The organism is Nocardiopsis sp. NRRL B-16309 (assembly GCF_001279585.1).
Classification (GTDB): domain Bacteria; phylum Actinomycetota; class Actinomycetes; order Streptosporangiales; family Streptosporangiaceae; genus Nocardiopsis.
Genome location: NZ_LGEC01000082.1, coordinates 39,905 through 59,122 on the forward strand (window position 1 = coordinate 39,905; position 19,218 = coordinate 59,122).

Genomic DNA, 19,218 nt, shown 5'->3' on the forward strand with positions numbered 1-19,218 from the left:
CGCCACCCGTGGTGCGCGCCGCCGACCGCGGGGGATCAGAGCGCGTTGGTGAACGCGGCGGCCAGCGGGCCGGCGACCGAACCGCCGCCGCCACCGCCCTCGACCACGATCGCGAAGGCGACGTCGCCCTTGTAGCCGACCATCCAGGCGTGGGTGGGCAGCTCGTCGTCCTCGCCCTCGGGCGTGCCGAACTCGGCGCTGCCCGTCTTGCCGTACACCTCGCCCTGGAATCCGGCGTCCTTGGCGGTGCCGTCGGTGACCACCGACCGCATCATCGGCCGGATGGCCTCCGCGTTGGCGATGGGCCTCGGCTCGGGCAGCCCTTCGCTCGCGGGCTCGGTCACCAGCACGGGGTGGCGCCACGAGCCGTCGGCGATCGCGGCGGGCACCGTGGCCATGTGCAGCGGCGAGCTCAGGACCTGGCCCTGACCGATGCTCTGCGCGCCCAGCATGGTGTCGCTGTCCACGGCGGGGAAGGTCGGTTCGAGGGCGGGAACGCCGATGTCCATCGGTGCGTTCATCCCGAACTGCTCGGCGCTGGCCTGCAGGGTGTCGGAGGACAGCCGCTGCCCGACCTGGTCGACCAGTGCGGTGTTGCAGGAGGTCGCGAACGCCTCGGTCACCGTCTGCGCGCCGTACTCGCCGTCGCCCGCGTTGACGAAGTTCCAGCCGCCCAGGTCGTACTCCTTGGGGCAGTTCATCGTGGTGTCCGCCGTCATGCCGTTGTCCAGCAGCGAGCTGTAGCTGATGATCTTGAACGCCGACCCCGGCGGGTACTGGCCCTCGAAGGCCCGGTTGAAGCCGCCGGGCACGTTGGCCAGCGCGAGGATCTCGCCGGTGGACGGGCGCACGGCCACCATGCCCACGTCGTCGCTGGAGTCGATGACGGCGTTGGCCGCGGCGTTCTGGACGCCCATGTCGATGCTCGTGACGACGTCCTCGCCGTCGGAGCCGTCCAGGGTCGTGACCGTGTTCTCCTCGGTGACCTCCACCGAGTCGGGGTCCTCTGCCTGCTCGGCGTCGACCACCACGATGGTCGTGGCCGCCTCGCCGGCGAGCTGTTCCTCGTAGGTGCGCTGGAGCCCGGTGGCGCCGACGGTGTCGCCCACGTTGTACGCCGGGCCGAGCCGCTCGACGTCCTCCTCGGTCGCCTCGCCCAGGGAACCGACGATCATCTGCAGGGACCCGGAGACGTTCGGATCGTCCAGGCGGGTGCCGTCGGCGGCCAGGATCTGTCCGCGTTCGCCCCACACGGTGGTGCGGGCCAGCACCTGGCCCTCGCCCAGGCCGGGGTAGGCCGCCTCGGGGGAGAACTCCACCAGCCACTCGCCGTCCTGGCGGACCAGGGGAAGCTCGCCCTCCCAGCCCCAGTCGTCGGCGTTGGCCAGGGAGACCGTCACCTCGTAGGGGGCGGAACCGGTGTCGCCCTCGGCGGTCGGCTCCCCGACGGTGACGGCCACGCCCTCCACGCCCAGACCGGTGTCGATGCCGCCCAGGACCGCGGCGGGGTCGTCGCCGGTGGTGACGGCGGCCATGCGCTCGTAGTCCTGGTCGTTCCACGCGGCGGCGTAGGCGGCCGTGGCGTCACCGGGCTCGGGCATGGTCAGGACGTACCAGGAGACCCCGCCGCCGATGAGCGCCAGGACGACCGCGCCCGCGACGGCGCCGATGACCAGCCCGCGCCGGGACCTGCGGGCCGGCGGGCGGGGCGGGAGGTTCTGGCCACCGGGGCCACCGGGGCCACCGGGGCCTCCTGGGCCACCGGTGTCGCCGGGCCCGCTGTAGAGGTACTCGAAGCCGTCGGGGCGCTCGCCGGGCGCACCGGCCGCGGCGTGCTCGTACTCCCGCGGCCCGCTGTCGGGCACGGGTCGGCTGAAGGGTTGGGGAGCGCCGCCGGGATAGGGGGTCTCGCCCTGGTGGGCGGTTTGGCCGGGGTAGGGGTCGTCCCACGACTCGGCTTCGGGGCCCTCCTCGCGTGAGGGCGCGCTCCAGGACTCGTGCGGGGGCAGGGCGCCGTCGGGTCCGCTCGCGGAGGGCACGGGGACCTCCCACGCGTCGTCGGCGATGGGTGCGCCGTACCGCGGGGGCGCGGGGTGCTGTCCGGGGGCTCCGTGGTCGGCGGGGCCGCCGTAGCCACCAGGGGCGTGGGGCTGGTCAGGCGTCGCGGGGGCGTGTCCGCCCGACGCGTGGGGCTGGGCGGGCGTTCCGTACTCACCGGGGCCGCCGGTGTGGTCGGTGGAGCCGTCGGGGTGCGGGGTCCACGACGGCTGCTGTTGGGGGGCGGACGGGGCGGAGTCCGTGGGGCGCGGGTGCGCGTAGCCAGGGCCCTCGGCGCCGGTGGGGCGGGCGCTCTCGGGACGCTGGGGAATGCGATAGGGGTTCTCCGGGCGCGTGCCGGGTCTCGGGGGCTCACCCGAACCGGGGATCGGCCCGGAGGAATCCGGCTGCCGGGGGGACCGTTCGTCCACGCCTGACCGTCCTTCGTAGAGATCCATGGAGAGACCAGAATGCCCCACTCCCACCGCGGTGGGAGTGGGGCATCGTGGTCGAGGGCCGGCGTGGCGGTCGCCTCTCGGCGCGGGGCACAACGGGGCTCCTGGCCGTACGGTCGACCACCCCGGAAGGTGGTCGCCGGACGCGGTATTCCGCGAAGGCAATAGTTGAGGCCCGGGGGACACTTGCTACCACACCGACCAACAGTGACTCTAACTCATCGGGCCGGGCCGTTGTTCCTGTGCCGGGGAGTAAGTCGCATGCGCAATCTCACGGTGGATTCGAGCACCGGTCAGGGAACACGGGAAGGCCGGTCCCGCAGAGGGGCGCGGGACCGGCCGGGAAGCACGCGCGCCGGACGCTAGTCCTGGCGAGCGATGCTGGTCTGCTCCTCGCGGGTGCGCAGCTTGAGGCGCTTGCGGCCGCGCTCGGCGCCGAGCTCCTCCTCCTTGGCCTCGATCCGCTGCCAGCCCTCCCAGGTCGTGTAGCCCACGCCGCGCTCGGCGAGCAGGGACCGGAAGGCGACCGGGTCGGGCTCGGCCGCGGGGGTGAAGGACTCGCGGTCGGCCACCAGGTTGGTGATGGTCTCCAGGGCGTCGCCCTTGGTGTGGCCGATGAGGCCCACGGGGCCGCGCTTGATCCAGCCGGTGGCGTAGACGCCGTCGACGGGCTCCTCGTCCAGGTCCAGGACCCGGCCCTCGGAGTTGGGGACGATCCCGCGGTCCTCGTCGAAGGGCAGGTCGGCCAGGGGCGAGCCCAGGTAGCCGATGGCGCGGTAGACGGCCTGGACCTCGTGGTCGACGTACTCGCCGGTGCCGCGGACGGACCCGTCGCCCTGGAGCTCCATGCGCTCGGTGCGCAGCCCGGTGACCCGGTCCTCGCCCAGGATCTCCACGGGCCCGTGCAGGAAGTGCAGGTGCAGTCGGCGCTCGGCGCCGCGCGGGTCGCGGATGGCCCAGTTCTGCAGGACCTTGACGTTGGTCTTGACCTGGTTGGACTCCTCGCACGCCTGGAGGCTGCCCTCGTCCATCTCGAAGTCCTCGGGATAGACGATGACCTCCACGCCGGGCTGCTTGTCCAGCTCGCGCAGCTCCATCGGGGTGGCCTTGCACTGGGCGATGCCGCGCCGGGCGAACACGTGGACGTCGGTGATCTGCTTGGCGCGCAGGCCCTCGTACACGTTGTCGGTGATGTCGGTGCTCAGCAGGTCGTCGGCGTCCTTGGCCAGGATGCGGGCGACGTCGACGGCGACGTTGCCCGCGCCGATGACGGCGACGCTGGTGCCGTCGACGTGCCAGGACGGGGAGACGTCGGGGTGGGAGTCGTACCAGAACACGAAGTCGGCGGCGCCGTGGCTGCCGGGCAGGTCGACGCCGGGGATGTCCAGCGGCCGGTCACGGTCGCTGCCGGTGGCGAAGATGACGGCGTCGTAGTGGTGGCGCAGGTCCTCCAGCTTGAGGTCCACGCCGTACTCGACGTTGCCGTAGAAGGTGATCTCCGGCTTGTCCAGGATCTTGTGGAGGGCCCCCTGGATCTGCTTGATCCGCGGGTGGTCCGGGGCCACGCCGTAGCGGACCAGTCCGTAGGGGGCGGGCAGCTTGTCGAGGATGTCGATGCTGACGGACGTGCCGCACGCGGACAGGGTCTCGTCCTTGGTGAGCAGGTCCGCGGCGTAGATTCCCGCGGGGCCCGCACCCACGATTCCCACTCGCAGTGGTCGCGTCATCGCACAGCTCCAAGTCTTCGCGCCAGGGTCGGACGCCATTGGTAAGGCTTGCCTAATCTATCCGGTGCTGCCACCGGGAAAACCTACTATAATGGTAGGCAATCCTGGAGCCGACCCCAGGGGGACGCATCCGGGCCGCGACCGGCGTCCGCGGCGGATTCCCAGGTGGCGCCGTGCTTTCGGCTGTCCGGGAAGGCCCCGCGCGGACCCTCACGCAGGGGTCAACGCTCTGTCATGGGCGATTCAGGCCCGAGTTGACTGTGGGGAAAGTCACCGTCACCGTGCGGGCGCCGACCGGGCGCACGATCCGTCACGCGTCCCGGCGCTGCTCCAGCTCGGCCTTGACCGAGGCGGCGAAGCGGGGGACCTGCTCCTGGCCGGAGAGCTTGGCGATCGCCGACATCACCGCGTCGGTCGCCTCGCGGCGCGGGCGCGCCTTGTGCGCCAGGCCCTTCCACGGTGACAGGTCCACGGGTTCGCCGAAGCGCACGCCCACGCGGTTGAGGGAGGGGATCCGGCGCCCGGAGGGCAGGATCCGCTCGGCCCCGGCCAGCGCCACCGGCACGACCGGAGCGCCCGAGGTCAGCGCCAGCCACGCCAGCCCGGTCTGGCCCCGGTACAGCCGCCCGTCGGGGGAGCGCGTCCCCTCCGGGAAGATCCCGAAGACCTCGCCGCTGTCGAGGACCGCGAGGCTGTTGTCCATCGCCTCCTGCGCGCTCTGGCCGGGGCGGCGGTCCACCGCCAGCTGGCCGAAGGAGCGCAGTAGGGCGGTCAGGGCCCGCTTGGGCAGCGTCGCCTCGTCGAACAGCTCCTGCTTGGCGATGAAGCGGACCTGTCGGGGGCAGGCGACACCGATGAAGAGCGGGTCGATCAGCGCCAGGTGGTTGGCGGCCAGGATGACCGGCCCCCGGCGGGGGACGTGGTGCGCGCCCTCGACCCGCTGGGGCCAGACCAGTCGGCTCGCCGGCGCGACCACGACCTTGGCTGCTCCGTACAGTGTCACGATGCTTCGCCCCTTCTTCTCGGGTGGGTCCGTGGGTGACGCGGACTCCCGGGGCTCATCCGCGGTCCGTCGGCACCGAGCTTATCGGGGCCGCGGAGCGGGTGGCCGGGCCGAGGTCGGCCCGATCTCCTTCGCCGGAACACTGCCGTGACGTGGGCCACACGCGATAGTCTTCTGGTCTAGACCTTTGGCGCGGGTCAGAGGTCCTCATCACGCGCTCCGAAGCGAGGAAGAACGGCAGCCATGGGCAAACTCGTCGACGTCAGTCACCAAGTCAGCGATGGGATGATCACGTACCCGGGCATCCCCGAACCGGCGATCGAGGAGGGCTCGACCGTGCCCGGTTCCGCGCCGGGCCTCGGTGTGAGCAGCGGCCGGGTCGAGATGGTCGGCGCCACCGGCACCTACGTGGACATGCCCGCGCACCGCTACCGCGACGGCGCGGACCCGGCCGACCTGGACCTGGAGCGCGTCGCCGACCTGCCGGGGACCGTGGTCGAGGCCACCTCCTCCCGGCAGATCGGCCCCGAGGCCTTCGCGGGCCTGGACCTGCGCGGACGCGCCGTCCTCATCCGCACGGGGTGGGACCGCAACTGGCGCACCGAGGCCTACGGGAGCGACGACCACCCGCACCTGACCGAGCTCGCGGCCAAGACGCTCGTCGAGGGCGGCGCGGTGCTCGTGGGCATCGACGGCGTGGGGGTGGACGACACCTCGCCGTCGGCCGAGGGGGCGCGGCCCGCCCTGGCGGTGCTCCTGGCGGCGGGCGTTCCGGTCGTCTCGCACCTGTGCCTGCTCGACCGGTTGCCCAGGGACGGCTTCCGGTTCTTCGCGGTTCCGGCCAAGATCCGCGGCATGGCGGCCTTCCCCGTGCGGGCCTTCGCCGTCGTGGACTGATCCCGCGGGCCACGAGGGCACCCGAGGCCACCGGGGTACCGGCGGTCAACGGGGCATCGCGGGCCACCATGGCACCGCAAGCCACGGAGGCACCGCAGGTCACCGCGGGCCACGAGGGCGCTGCGGGCGACCAGGGCGCTGCGGGCGACCAGGGCGCCGCGGGTCCGCGCTCCGGTCCCGGCGGCGGCCGGGGCCGGGGCGCTCACAGGTCGGCGTCGACGTCGCCCTGGGCCCGGCGCCGCTCGCGCTGGGCCCGGCGCTCGGCCTCCAGCCGCGCCGAGCGCTCGTCCTGGGCGACCGCACTGGTCATCGCGTTGGACAGGGCGTGCAGTTCCATGTTGATCCGCGGGTAGGCGGTCAGCCTCGGCAGTGCGCCCAGCCGCGGTGTGCGACGCTCCTCCATCGAGGCGATCAGCTCCCGCAGGGCCAGGTCCACCCGCTGCAGGGTGATCGTGCCGACCTCCGCGGGCCTGTCCAGCGCCAGGGCCGACAGCGCCAGGTAGCCCGTGCGCTGGGTGGCCACCACGACCGGCCACAGGGGCTGGGTGGACGAGCTCCGGGGCACGTCCCCGAGCGCGCTCTCGTACACCCCGCGCAGGTTCACCAGGGCCGCCCGCATGTCCCGGCGCAGCCGGTAGCGGCGCTCGGGGCCGATGCTCACCTCCTGGTCCAGCACGGCCACCATGCACTCGCGCGCGGTCTCCAGCACCGCGACGATCGCCTGCGGCAGCCGCGTGGCCGAGGCCCTGCGCCACAGCAGCAGGGCGCCGGCCAGGCCGAAGACCGACCCCACCAGGGTGTCGATGATGCGCGCCCCGGCCAGCTCCTGCAGCTCCTGCGGCGCGGCCGTGTAGGACAGCAGCAGCGCCATCGGGGTGATGAGGATGGACGCGTAGAAGAAGTTGCGGCCCACCACGAGCTGGGTGAGCCCCATGAACAGCCCCGCCAGGAGCACCACACCGCTCACGGGGAGGCCCAGCGTGAGCAGGTAGGCGCCGATCACCACGCCGATCAGGGTGCCCAGGGAGCGCTGGACCGAACGGTTCATGGCCAGCACCACGGTCCCGCCCTGGAGCACGGCGGTGGCGGTGATCGCCACCCAGTAGTAGTGGTCCAGGCCCAGCCACAGCCCGAACGCCCCCGCGGCCGTTACGGTGATCCACATCCGCAGCGCGGTCGGCCGTACGAGCGACTCCGGGCTCAGGCTGAAGCGCAGCGCGTCCCACAGGGCGGGATACCGGCTGTCGTGCAGGGTGTCCGTCCGCTCGTCGTCGGCGTCCCCGCCCGTGCGGCGGGCCGCCTGGGCGGCGCGGGCCAGGAGCCCGTACAGGCGCGACTCCAGCGACCGCGGACGCAGGCCCCGCCGCAGCTCGTCGAGTTCGTCGGGGTCGGGCGTGCGGTCGGGGACGGGCACCGCCCGGGCCATCCGGTCGGCGAAGTCGGCGGCGGCCTCGGGCAGGGGCGTGGTCCGGGCCAGGCACACCTGGGTCGTGGCCAGGTGGATGTCGGACACCCAGCGCAGCAGCGCGCGAAGCCGGGCGGCCTCGGGCGTGGAGCGGTAGCCGCGGGTCTGGGCCAGCAGGACGATGCGCCAGGCCTCGGCGACCGCCACCGACGCCTGGTGCTGGGCGTGGTCCAGCTCCGGGCGGCCCACCGCCCGCAGCAGGGCGGCCAGCTGCTTGAAGGCCCCCGACACGGCCCGGTACTCGGGGTGGCGTGCCCGCACGGGCGCCCCGGACATCGACACGGCCCAGCCCACGGCCGCGCCCAGCGCGGCCAGAGCGGCGTGCAGCGGGACGTCGGTCCATCCGCCGGGGGCGATGGTGGAGATGGCGCCCACCAGGACGAAGAACAGCGGGCCGGGCTTGTCCACGCGCCAGGCCGCGCACACCCAGGTGGCCACGCCCGCGGTGAGGCCGATCGAGACGACCGAGGCCCATGCCGACAGCGAGGAGGCCAGCGAACCGAAGGCCACGCTCGCCACGAACCCGAGCCCCACCAGGGCCAGGGCGGCGGAGCGGTAGGCGTAGGGCGTCTTCTTCTCGTAGAGCACCGTCATGGAGCCCAGTGCGGCCAGCGTGCCCAGCTGCGGCGTGAACAGCCAGGCCGCCAGTCCGAACGACAGCGCCATGGCGATGCTCGCCTGGACGGCCGTGGTCCAGGCCCACTGGCCGGACTCCAACCCGAAGACCGCCTTGAGATCGACCCGGGGCTGGGGGCGCTGCGCCACCTGTACGCGCTCGGGTCCTTCGTCGGCGGAACCGCCCATCCTCATCGGGCCGGTCTCACCAGTGGTTCCCAGATCTCGCACGCTCACCATCCTAGACCGGCACGAACAGGGAGGTAGGGGACCACAGGGCCGCTACTACGTCGTCTCAGCGGCCTCGGAGGGGGCGGCGTCGCGGTCGGACCCGGCATGCCCGGCCCGTTCCTCGGCCCGGATCCGCGCCTGCTCGGCCACGGCCAGACGCGCCGCGGCGGCCTCGCGCACCTCGGCCAAAGTGGCCTCGGCGTGGCGGCGCTGGGCTTCGAGTTCGCTGGTCAGGCGCTCGCGGTCGGCGACCGAGCGGGCGAGTTCGGCCGTGAGGCGCTCGCGCTCGGCCGCGGCGGCCTCCCGGTCGGACTCCAGGTGCCGCCGGGCACGTTCGGCCTCGGCGGCGGAGCGCTCCCGCTCGGCGGCGAGTGTGTCCAGTGCCTCGCCCGCGCGGGCCTCGGCGCGGTCGGCCCGGGCCGCCTCCCGCTCGGCGGACAGGGCGGCCTCGTCGCGGGCACGGGCGTGCGCGGCGGCCTCCGCGCGCAGGCGCTCGGCCAGGGCCCGCAGCTCCTCGGTCTCCGCGCGCAGGTGCTCGGCCTCGGCCCGCGCCTGCTGGAGCCGCCGCGCGGCCTCGGCCCGTTCGTGTTCGCGGTCCGCGCGCGCCCGCTCCTCGGTCTCGGCGATCCGCCGGTCCGCGGCGGCCAGCCCGGCGTTGGCCTCGGCGACGGCGGCGTCGCGCTCGGCCCCGGCCCGCTCGGCCTCGGCCGCCCGGCGGTCGCGTTCGGCCTCGGCGGCGTCGCGGCGCTCGACGGCCTCCTCGGCCATCCGCTCGGCCGCCTGCGTGGCGGCGACGGCGGAGGCGGCGGCGCTCTCGGCGGCGCGGCGGGCGGCCTCGGCCTCCCGGCGCCGGTTCTCCGCCTCCAGCCGGGCGGCGTCGGCCTCGGCGGCGCGCCGCGCCCCCGCCAGCCGGGCGGCCTCGACCTGCGCCTCGGCGGCGGCGGGGTCGGTCATGGTGGTGAAGGCCTCGGTGGCCGAGCGCAGCGTGGCGCTGAGCTGTTCGCTCTGCACCGCGAACCGGGTGAGCAGGTCGTCGGCGCGCAGGCGCGCGGCCGTGACGGGTTCGGCCGCGGGCGCCGTGCCCGACGCGGCGGCGTCGGTGTCCTCCTGGGCCGCCCGCGACTCCCCTTCGAGCCGTTCGGCCTCCTGGGCCTGGCGTTGGCGCTCCTTCCAGGCGCGCCAGCGCGTGTGCTCGGGCAGGTCGCAGTACTGGGGCGGGCGCCCGGGGGAGGTGCCGCGCGGGACCGGCCGGTCGCAGCCGGGGAAGGTACAGGTGCTGGAGTCGGAGGTGGCCACGGGGCGAGCGTAGCGGTTCGCCCCGCTGGGGCGTGCGAGGCCGCGTGTCGCGGGCCGGGGCGCGCGCGGGGCGCGGCCTGGCCCCGGCCCGTTCGGTCCCGGCCGCCCGGGGCCGGTTCTCCGCCTCCGCGTGGCCGGGTTCCCGGCCGCACACGCGAGCGCCCCCGCACCGACCGGTGCGGGGGCGCTGGGCGCGTCCGTGGGCGCGGGGTCAGTCCTGCGCGCCGAATCCGTCCACGCGGCAGACCATGGTGGTCACGAAGGGCCGGAAGCCCTCCTGCTCGAGGAAGCGGATGTCCTCGGAGCTGGTGGCCAGCGCGGAGAACTCGATGTCGCGGATGCCCATCGAGGCGATCTGGCGCCGGACCTCCTCCAGGAGCTTGGAGCCCACACCGGTGCCGGTGTACTCGGGGTCGATCGCGAAGGTCTGCACGACGGCGACGCGGTCGCCGCGGTCCCAGCTGCCGTGGGCGTTCTCGCGGACGGTCACCATCGCGTACCCGGCGAGGTCGCCCTCCTTCTCGGCGAGGACGGCCATGGTGTCGGGGTCGGCCAGCCAGGCCTTGTACTGGGCCCGGCGGCGCCGCCAGGACTCGTCCAGACTGACGGCGCTGATGATGTCCGCGAGGTGCGGGGCGGTCACGGTGTGCTGCTCGTGCAGGGCGCCCCAGAGGTCGGCCAGCTCGTCTACCTCGTGCGCGCCCAGGTAGCGAAAGCCAAGAACGCCGACGTCAGACGGTCGCGGTTTGGTCATCAGCGAAGTTTGCATTTTCTTCTCACCCGTTCAGCCAGCATGGGGTCATCTCCCCCAGGAGTCCGATGAGCTCGGACCTGTGGTTGAGCTGTGATTCCGACTGTACTTTCCGGTTCGGCCCAGAACGTGTACGACACGAGGAAAGAGATGCCCGAGATCCGTATCGAAGAATTATGTGGATTCTTTCCGTTGCCGGTCGAGGGCTGAGGTCCTGTCGGGTTCGGTTGGACGATGTGCATGGAATCACGTGACCAACTCGGACGAACCGGTCGAAACGCCAAAGAAACCTGCGCGTTCTGTCATACGTTGATGACCATGATCGACGTTCGGCGGTTGCAGCTCCTGCAGGCACTCGACCACCACCACACGGTGGCGGCCACGGCCGAGGCGCTCAACGTCACACCCTCGGCGGTCTCCCAGCAGCTCTCCGTCCTGGCCAAGGAGGCCGGGGTTCCCCTCGTGGAGCGCAAGGGCCGCCGCTTCCTGCTCACCGGGGCCGCCCGGGTGCTGCTCCAGCGGGCGCACGTGATCTTCGCGGAGATGGAGCGCGCCACCGCCGACCTCGCCGCGTACGTCGACGGCGACCGCGGCGTCATCCGCGTCGGCTCCTTCTCCACCGGCATCAGCGACCTGATCGCCCCCGCCCTGGCGCGCCTGCGCTCCAGCCACCCGGGATGGTCCTTCGAGGTCGTGCAGGCCGACCCCGAGGAGAGCACCGAGATGGTGCGCTCGGGCCGCCTGGACGTCGCCCTGACCATGTCGACCGCCGACCTGCCCGCCCACGGCGACCCGGACTTCCGCACCGACCCGGTGATGGTCGAGCTGTTCGACGCGATCCTGCCCTACCAGCACCCGCTGGCCGCGCACACCTCGCTCGACCTGGCCGCGGACCTGGCCGACCAGGACTGGATCATGTCCGCCCCCGGTACGGCCTGGCACTCCTGTGTGACCGCCGCGTGCAACCAGGCCGGCTTCCAGCCGCGCGTGGTCCACACCGTGGACGACTTCAGTGCCGTCTTCGCGCTCGTGCAGGCGGGACTGGGCGTGGCGCTCATGCCCCGGCTGGCCTGGACCGGACTGAACACGCCGCAGATCGTGGTGCGCGGGGTCCGCGAGACCGCGCGCCGCCACATCGTGTCCCTGTGCCGGGCCGGAGCCAGCCCCGAACCGCTGCTCGCCGCCGTGCGCGAGGCCGCGAGCAAGGTGCCCGTCCCCTCGGTCGGGCCCTTCGCCATCGCGGGCTGAGCCAGGGCCCGCTCACCCGCAGCCGGACGCCGAGGACCGCCCCGCGCCGGGGCACCGCGCCCGGGGGCGCACTCCGCGTCGGCGTGGAACGACCCCGGGTCGGCGTCGCGGGCCCCGCGCTCGCGGGGGCGCACCCCGCCGACGCGCGGGCGCCGACCGCCAGGGGCCGTGCTCCGGTCCGCCCGGGCCGCTCACAGCGGCGGGACGTCCTCGGGCCGCAGCGCGGTGAAGTCCTCGCGGGTCGCCCCCGCGCCCACCCCCACCAGGCGGCCGGCCTGGCGGGTGATCATCCGCTCCAGCACCTGGCGCGCGTAGCGGGCGTTGCCGAAGTTCGCGTCGCGCGCCACCCCGGCGAAGTGGTCGGCGAGCGCGGCGGCGGTGTCCTGCCCGCACGTGTAGCCCGAACCGGCCGCCATCCGCTCCACGATCGTGACCAGCTCGGCGTCGGAGTAGTCGGGGAACTCCACCCGGTGGTTGAACCGCGAGGCCAGACCCGGGTTGGAGTCCAGGAAGCGCTGCATCTCCCGCGTGTAGCCCGCGACGATGACCACGACCTCGTCCCGGTGGTCCTCCATCAGCTTGACCAGCGTGTCGATCGCCTCCTGGCCGAAGTCCGACCCGCTGGCGCCCCGGGGCGCCAGCGCGTAGGCCTCGTCCACGAACAGCACACCGCCCCTGGCCCGCTCGAACACCTCAGTCGTCATCTGGGCGGTGTGGCCGACGTAGCGCCCCACGAGGTCGGAGCGCGCCGTCTCCACGACCTGGCCGCCGGGCAGGACGCCCAGGGTGTGCAGGAGGCGCCCGTACAGCCGCGCCACCGTCGTCTTGCCGGTACCGGGGGGACCGGCGAACACCAGGTGGTGGCTCATCGGCGCCACGGGAAGGCCCATGCTCCGGCGCTGCTCGGACATCACCAGCAGGTTGGCCAGGTCGTTCACCGTGTCCTTGACCTCGCTCAGGCCGATCATCGCGTCCAGCTCCGCGCGCAGCGCGGCCACGTCGTCGGCCGAGGTGGAGGGCTCCGCCGCCGCCTCGATCTCCGGCCCGAGGTCGACCGGCAGCAGCCGCGCCATCTCGGCCGGGTCGTCCGGGGCGTCCCCGCCCAACCGGTAGGCCTGCCGGTCGATCATCGTCTCGAAGACCCTGCGGGCCTCACGGCCGTTGCCGAACGCCGGGCCCTTGGGCACCTGGTCGAAGTGGGCCCGCAGCACCTCCGTCGTCGACTCGTCCATCAGGTAGCTGTGCGCCTCGCACATCCGGCGCACGATCTCCACCAGCTCGTCCACCGCGTAGTTCTCGAACTCGATCGTCCTGCTGAACCGGGACGCCAGGCCCGGGTTGGCGGACAGGAAGCCCTCCATGTCGGCGGTGTAGCCCGCGACGATGACCACGACCTCGTCGCGGTGGTCCTCCATCAGCTTGACCAGCGTGTCGATGGCCTCCCGGCCGAAGTCGGGGCCGCTCCCGCCGCCCTCCTTGCCGCCGGAGAGGGTGTAGGCCTCGTCGACGAAGAGCACACCGCCCTTGGCCCGCTCGAACACCTCGGTGGTCTTGATGGCCGTCCCGCCGACGTACTGCGACACCAGGTCGGCGCGCGCCACCTCGACCACGTGCCCGTACCGCAGCACGTCGAGTTCGGCCAGGATCTGCCCGTACAGCCGCGCCACCGTGGTCTTGCCGGTGCCGGGCGCGCCGCCGAAGACGAGGTGGCGGCTCATCGGCGGCGTGGGCAGGCCCATCTCGGCCCGCCGCTTGGCCATCTGGTTGCGCTTGATGAGCGTCTTGACCTCGTGCTTGACGTTGCCCAGGCCCACGAGCGCGTCGAGTTCGGCCAGCGGCCCCCCGGACTCCTCGGGCTCCGGGTCCGCGGCGGCCTCCGGCCCGGGGGAGGGCAGGGCGGTCCCCGCGTCCTCCCCGAAGGCGTCGGGGGCGCCGTTGCCGTGGCTCAGCAGCTCCTGCGCGTGGACGCGTTCGCTCGGCACGGTCTGGCGCAGGCCCGAGCGCGTGTTGTCGCGCACCGAGCAGTCCTCCAACAGGACGTCCTCGCGGGAGTGCACCAGCACCCCGTCGCCGCGGTTGCCGAACACCTCGCAGCGGCGCAGCGCCGCGGTCGCGCCCGAGGCCACGAGCACACCGTTGCGCCGGCCGTCGTAGACCCGCGAGCGCACCACGGACACCGCGCCCCCGTTCTGTACCGAGATCCCGTCGCCCGTGCACGCCGAGACGTCGCAGTCGCGCAGCTCGGCCCGCGCCCCCGCGCCCACGGTGACACCGGTGTCGCGGCTCTCTCTGATCTGCAGCCCGCTCAGCAGCGGGCGCGAGCTTCCGGTGACCGAGACCGCCGCCTTGCCGGTCCGCTCCAGGGTCACGTCCTCCAGCCGCCCGTGGCCCTCGCCCAGGAACTCCACGCCCTGGCCCCGGGTGTCGGTGACGGCGACGCCGCGCAGGAAGGGCGCGCAGTCCTCGACCACCACTCCGGGCCCCGTGCTGCCGGTGAACAGCCCCCGGTCGAACTCGACCGTGCTCCCGTCGCCGAGCCGGACTCCGCTACCGCCCCGCACGGTCAGCCCGATGAACGCGGTGGCCGCCCGGTCCACGGCCCGCACCGAGTCGCTTCCGGCGTCGGTGACCTCGCACTCGGCGAACTGGCCCCGCGCGCGCCCGGACAGGTCGATGCCCACCCCCGCCGAGCGCGCCACCGTGACACGGGACATCTGCGGGTCCGCGCCGCTGTGCACGGCCACCCCCCGCCCGCCCACGTCCTCGATGACGCAGTCCTCGACCACCGGGCGGGCCCGGCTGGAGACGGTCAGCCCGTCCCCTCCGGTGCGGTGCACCCGGGTGCCCCGCACACTCGTGGCCGCGTCCTCCTCCAGGGCGACCGCGGGCTTGCCGGTGTCGGAGACCTCGCAGCCCTCGACCACACCGCCCGCCTGGCCGCTGGCGAAGACCCCGTTGCCGCCGGCGCCCCGCAGCACGCAGGAGCGGACCGTGGGGCGCCCCCGCTCGCCGATGACCAGCGCGCTGGTGCCCACGTCCTCGACCACGCAGTCCTCGATGACGCTCGACTCGGGGGAGGTGACCACCACGCCCGCGCCCGCCGTGCACGTCACCCGGCTCCCGCGCATCGCGAGCGCGCCCGTGTTGCGCACCGACACCGCGGTCCACGCGTTGCCGTCGACCTCGCAGTCGGCCATCTCCACCTGGCCGGCGGGGATGTCGACGGCGGGGTGGTCCTTGTCCCTGCCGCGCAGGATGAGGCCGGACAGTTTCACCGCCTCCGCGCCGGAGACGACCGCGCTCTTGGTGTCCGAGCTGATCTCCACACTGCCCCGGCCGTCACGGGCCACCAGGGTGACCACCTTGAGCAGGACGAGGCTCTCCGCGTACCGCCCCGGAGCGATGCTGATGAGCGCACCGCCCCGGGCGGCCCTGACCGCGTCGGTGATCGTCCTGTGCGCGTCCGGTCCCTCCGGCGCGACGGTGAGCAGTTGCCTGTCCATCGGTGACTTCCTCTTCTCGGATACCGGCCCCGGACAGGGGGCCTGGTGGGGCGGGCGGGGCCGCGGCGGCGGCCCCGCCCGTGCGGTGCGGGTCAGGCACAGGTCGTGCGCACGGCCGAGGCGGCGACGTGCGCACTGGTGTGGTCCTGGTCGGCGAGCGGGTCCTCGCCGACGTTGGTGAGCTGGACGGTGAACTCCTCCGTCGGCGAGGTGAACCCGGTGACCTGGACCCAGGCGCCGCGCACCTGGGCCTGGGCCACCCCGAACACGGCGATCGCGTCGCCTTCGGGGCCGGGACCGGCGAAAATCTGGTAGACGGCCTCGGTGTCGGCGACCCAGAGCGGGCTGTCGTCGTCGGGCACGTGGACGTAGATCTCGCAGCGCGCGTCCGGGTAGCCGGGGGAGAACGTCCAGAACGCGTACTGGCCGTCCCCGTGGTCCGGACTGCCCGAGACCGGGATCGCCTCGTAGCCGCCGTCGCACCCCTCCTGGGCGTAGCCGCCCCGGCGGGTGGCCCAGCTGGCGGTCCCCTCGGCGCTGTCCCAGCGGTTGACGCGGTCGTAGGAGGCTTCGGGGGAGGCCAGGCAGCCGGGCCCGGCCAGGGCGGAGAACGGCGCGCGGTCGGTCGCGCCCGCGGCGGCCGTGGCGTCCTCCAGGATGGAGCCCCCGCCGGTGTCGGCCCCGGGGTCCGTACCGGCGCCGTCGAACGCCGCGGCCTCCTGGTCGGCGGGGGTGCTCGCGGACTCGCCGGAGGAGTCGCCGCCCTCCTCGGCCCGCTGGTCGCCCTGCTCCTCCGGGGAGGTCTCGTCCGCCTGCCCGTCCGTGCCGGTACCGGCGCCGTTCCCGGACTCCGCAACGGTGTCGGCGTCCGTCCCGGTGTCCGCGTTGGCGTCGGTGTCCGCGTCCGTGTCGGCCCCGGTGCCGGCGTCCGACCCGGCATCGGCATCGCTGTCGGCGTCGGCGTCCGTCTCGGCACCCGTGCCCGCGTCCCCTCCCGTGTCGGCCCGCGGCTCGGTCTCGCCTCCGGCGTCCGCGTCGGTCTCCGCGCCCGTACCGGCATCGGTCCCCGAACCCGGGTCGGCCGCCGCCTGCGCCCCGGTCTCGTCCGGAGCGCCGGAACGGTCGGGCTCGGCCGCGTCCACCGAGTCGCCGGGCGCTCCGGACGTCTCGGTGCCGGTGCCCGCCTCGGCCTCGCCCGGCGCCGGTGGCGCGGCGGAGCCGGTCTCGCGGGGCAGCGCCTCGGGTATGTAGCCCGTCTCCTCACCGCCCGCCGCACCCGTGGTCCCGGCGGTGGAGCCCGCGCCCGCGTCGGTCGTCCCCGATCCGGTCGAGCCCCCGCCCGACCCCTCGACGGCGGAGCCCTCCGCCGACGTCTCCGCCGTGCCGGAGCCCGTGCCCTCCGCCGCGCTGCCGCCCGACAGGCCGCCGGCGGCGATCGGGACGGACCGCAGCGCCAGCTCCTGTGTCCCGGCCACGAAGGCGAACGGGGCCACGACGAGCAGCAGGCCGGCGATGGCCGCACCGGCCAACGCGGGCTTGCCCGGCCGGTCCAGCGCGGGTTCGGCCGCAGGGGCCTCCGCGACCGTTCCCCCGGTGACCAGCGAGGACAGGTCGGCCCGGTGCGCGGGACGGGACGGCGGCTCGGGGAGGGCATGGGGCACCGCGGAGGCGTCCGGTGCGGTGGCCGGTGCGCCGGTGCCCGGCCGCGCCGCGGGCGGGGCGGCGGAGGCGGCGGCGTCGGCCGTTCCGGACAGGGCCGCCTGGAAGTCGGCGGCCGACACGGGGCCGGGCGCGGCGGTGCCGTCGCGCCCTTGGGCGGCGTCGCTCATCGTGGGTCCTCTCGGGCTGGCCGCGCGGACGCGGCGGGGGTCGGCGGCCTCATCTGCGCCCCTGTCGGCCGTCCTGGGCGTCCGGGTCGACCACGGCGGCGGTCTCCTCGTTCACGTCCTCGGTACCGCTGAGGCTCCTCGCCGTCTTCAGGAGGTTGTCGGCGGTGTCCTGGGTGGCCTGGACCAGGGCGTCCAGGTAGAGGGCGAAGTTCTGCTCCATGGGGACGAAGACCTTGTCGTAGTCCTTGGCGAAGTCGTCGCCCGTGACGTTCTTGTCGCCCCAGGGCGTGCCCAGGGGCTCCCTCGCCGCCACGAAGTCCCGCTTGAGCCTGCTGGTGAACTCGGCGGCCTCGTGGACGTTGAAGCTGCTGTGGGCGACACCGTCCGGGGAGGCGGACAGGCCGTCGTCGTTGTTCGGCACGGTGGTGGCTCCTATCGACCGAAGGGGTGGGGTGGGGGCGGGCGCGGCTACTCCGGGGGGAGGGGTACGCCCATGCGCTCGAACATGCCGCGGGTGTCGAACCGGCCGTTCATCGCCTCGCCCGCGTCCAGGCCCTCCGGCATGAAGGGCTTGTACAGTTCGGCGACGCGGTCGGACATCTTCTCCCGGGCGCGCGTGATCACGTCCATGACCGCGTCGGCGAGTTCGGCGGGGGCCATCTCGCGGTAGTTCTGGGTGTGGAACTTCAGCTCAACGAGTTCCCCCTTCCCGTTCACCTTCGCTCCCACCAGCCTGTTCTTTGCCACGGCCTCCTCTGTTGCCGACTCCAGGCTTTCGCTTGCGCGATCGACCTCGGCCAGCGTCCTGTGAAGACGTGCCAACTCCCGTTCCGTCTCCTCCTGCATCCACGAAGTCATGGCGTACGGCTCCCTTCTTCGGCCCGCCTGGTGCGGGCCGTCCGAGTACGGTCTGCTTGTCGTCGCCCGTCGTGCCCCAGACGCGTTCGTCCTCGGACAGCCACGTCGAGCGCTGGCGTTCGCGTTCCCCCTGGCCGCCGCCCGCGCCGCCCATGCCGCCGCCCATCATGGGCGGCATCATCGGAGGCATGCCGGCCTGAGGGGCGCCGCCGGGCCCGCCCGCGGGCCCCGCGGCGGTCGCGGCCGGGCCCGTACCGGGCCCCGTGCCCACGGACCCGCCGGGGCCCGTGCCGATGCCGGTGGCCGCGCCGGGTCCCGCCCCCGCCCCCGCCTGGGTCTGGGGGCCGCCCGCCGGGGTGTCGAAGAGGGACGAGCGGTCGGTCGTCCGGGTGTCCCCGCCTCCCGGGCCGTTCGTGCTGAGTCCGCCGTCCGGACCGGAGCCGCCGTAGTTGAGGCCGACGGGGTCCGGGCTCTGCAGCGGCGGGATCTCGTAGGCGGGCCCGTCGGTGTTCCGCCCGCCGGTGAAGCCGTCGGTGATCGGTTCGCCCGTGTCCGGGTCGATCGGGTAGGTCAGCCCCAGGTCCGGGTCGACGGGATAGGGCTCTCCCGTGATCGGGTTGATCGGGACCGGGGGGCCGTCACCGGTCGGGCCGTTGGTGGACAGGCCCGGATCGGTCGGGCCGCCGTCGCCGGTGCCCGGGAGGTCGGTGGGGCCCTCGGAGGTGAGGGCTTGGCCGGTGACGGGGTCGATGGGCAGGGCTTGGCCGGTGTCCGGGTCGTAGTTGATCGGTTCCCCGGTCTCGGGGTTGATGGGTAGCCCGGTGGCGGGGTCGGTCTCCAGGCGGGTGCCGTCCTGGCCGGGTGGGACGGGTTCGCCGGTGACGGGGCCGGTGACGGGGTCGATGGGCAGGGCCTGGCCGGTCTCGGGGTCGTAGTTGATCGGCAGGCCGGTGTCGGGGCTGTAGGGGAGCCCGGTGCCGGGGTCCACCGGGAAGGGCTCCCCGGTCTCGGGGTTGATCGGCAGCCCGGTGGCCGGATCGAGGTCCAGACCGGTGGAGCCCGGGAGGTCGGTGGGGCCGTCGGGGGTGAGGGCTTGGCCGGTGACGGGGTCGATGGGCAGGGCTTGGCCGGTGTCCGGGTCGTAGTTGATCGGTAGGCCGGTGTCGGGGCTGTAGGGGAGTCCGGTGTCGGGGTCGACGGGGAACGGTTCCCCGGTCTCGGGGTTGATGGGTAGCCCGGTGGCGGGGTCGGTCTCCAGGCGGGTGCCGTCCTGGCCGGGTGGGACGGGTTCGCCGGTGACGGG

12 protein-coding genes and 1 pseudogene are annotated in these 19,218 nt (G+C 74.1%); 2 read left to right on the forward strand and 11 right to left on the reverse strand.

Translation table 11 applies throughout. From position 1 onward, the window contains the following. Positions 1-35: 35 nt before the first annotated feature. From ADL05_RS18340 to ADL05_RS18350, 3 genes are all read right to left on the reverse strand, one after another. Positions 36-2,468, reverse strand: a complete 2,433-nt coding sequence (locus ADL05_RS18340) for a penicillin-binding transpeptidase domain-containing protein (protein WP_053618210.1) — start codon at positions 2,466-2,468, stop codon at positions 36-38. A 386-nt stretch (positions 2,469-2,854) separates the two neighbouring features. Then, the gene (locus ADL05_RS18345; protein ID WP_053618211.1) at positions 2,855-4,201 is read right to left on the reverse strand and encodes an FAD-dependent oxidoreductase; all 1,347 of its coding nucleotides are present in this window, start codon (positions 4,199-4,201) and stop codon (positions 2,855-2,857) included. Positions 4,202-4,529: 328 nt separating this feature from the next. After that, complete coding sequence (locus tag ADL05_RS18350) at positions 4,530-5,222, reverse strand: 1-acyl-sn-glycerol-3-phosphate acyltransferase (protein ID WP_053618212.1); 693 nt, start codon at positions 5,220-5,222, stop codon at positions 4,530-4,532. Positions 5,223-5,465: 243 nt separating this feature from the next. On the opposite strand from ADL05_RS18350, the gene ADL05_RS18355 reads away from it, so the two are divergent. Beyond that, positions 5,466-6,119: a cyclase family protein gene (locus tag ADL05_RS18355; protein WP_053618213.1), complete on the forward strand. Its 654-nt coding sequence runs from the start codon at positions 5,466-5,468 to the stop codon at positions 6,117-6,119. Between the two features lie 202 nt (positions 6,120-6,321). On the opposite strand, the gene ADL05_RS18360 is transcribed toward ADL05_RS18355, so the two are convergent. The 3 genes from ADL05_RS18360 to ADL05_RS18370 all read right to left on the reverse strand — a co-directional run bounded on the left by ADL05_RS18360 (position 6,322) and on the right by ADL05_RS18370 (position 10,480). Beyond that, entirely contained in the window at positions 6,322-8,394 is a 2,073-nt protein-coding gene (locus ADL05_RS18360) for an FUSC family protein (protein WP_082376540.1), read from the reverse strand. A gap of 90 nt (positions 8,395-8,484) precedes the next feature. Next, complete coding sequence (locus ADL05_RS18365) at positions 8,485-9,726, reverse strand: hypothetical protein (RefSeq protein WP_053618215.1); 1,242 nt, start codon at positions 9,724-9,726, stop codon at positions 8,485-8,487. A 211-nt stretch (positions 9,727-9,937) separates the two neighbouring features. Beyond that, on the reverse strand, positions 9,938-10,480 hold the full coding sequence (locus ADL05_RS18370; RefSeq protein ID WP_053618216.1) for a GNAT family N-acetyltransferase: 543 nt from the start codon (positions 10,478-10,480) through the stop codon (positions 9,938-9,940). A 315-nt stretch (positions 10,481-10,795) separates the two neighbouring features. Between ADL05_RS18370 and ADL05_RS18375 the strand changes: the two genes are divergently transcribed. Continuing rightward, positions 10,796-11,725, forward strand: a complete 930-nt coding sequence (locus ADL05_RS18375; RefSeq protein ID WP_053618225.1) for a LysR family transcriptional regulator — start codon at positions 10,796-10,798, stop codon at positions 11,723-11,725. A 191-nt stretch (positions 11,726-11,916) separates the two neighbouring features. Here ADL05_RS18375 and ADL05_RS18380 read toward each other — a convergent pair whose 3' ends face one another. The 5 genes and pseudogenes from ADL05_RS18380 to ADL05_RS31850 form a co-directional block, all read right to left on the reverse strand. Further along, on the reverse strand, positions 11,917-15,228 hold the full coding sequence (locus tag ADL05_RS18380; protein WP_053618217.1) for a right-handed parallel beta-helix repeat-containing protein: 3,312 nt from the start codon (positions 15,226-15,228) through the stop codon (positions 11,917-11,919). 92 nt (positions 15,229-15,320) lie between these two features. Next, a complete protein-coding gene (locus ADL05_RS18385; RefSeq protein ID WP_053618218.1) occupies positions 15,321-17,057 on the reverse strand; it encodes a hypothetical protein in 1,737 nt (578 codons plus the stop codon). 49 nt (positions 17,058-17,106) lie between these two features. Beyond that, entirely contained in the window at positions 17,107-17,478 is a 372-nt protein-coding gene (locus ADL05_RS18390; protein WP_053618219.1) for a hypothetical protein, read from the reverse strand. Positions 17,479-17,525: 47 nt separating this feature from the next. After that, the gene (locus tag ADL05_RS18395; RefSeq protein ID WP_231640805.1) at positions 17,526-17,804 is read right to left on the reverse strand and encodes a YbaB/EbfC family nucleoid-associated protein; all 279 of its coding nucleotides are present in this window, start codon (positions 17,802-17,804) and stop codon (positions 17,526-17,528) included. Further along, positions 17,749-19,218 (reverse strand): annotated as a pseudogene (locus tag ADL05_RS31850) (hypothetical protein); the annotation flags it as partial. The gene ADL05_RS18395 and the pseudogene ADL05_RS31850, both read right to left, overlap by 56 nt.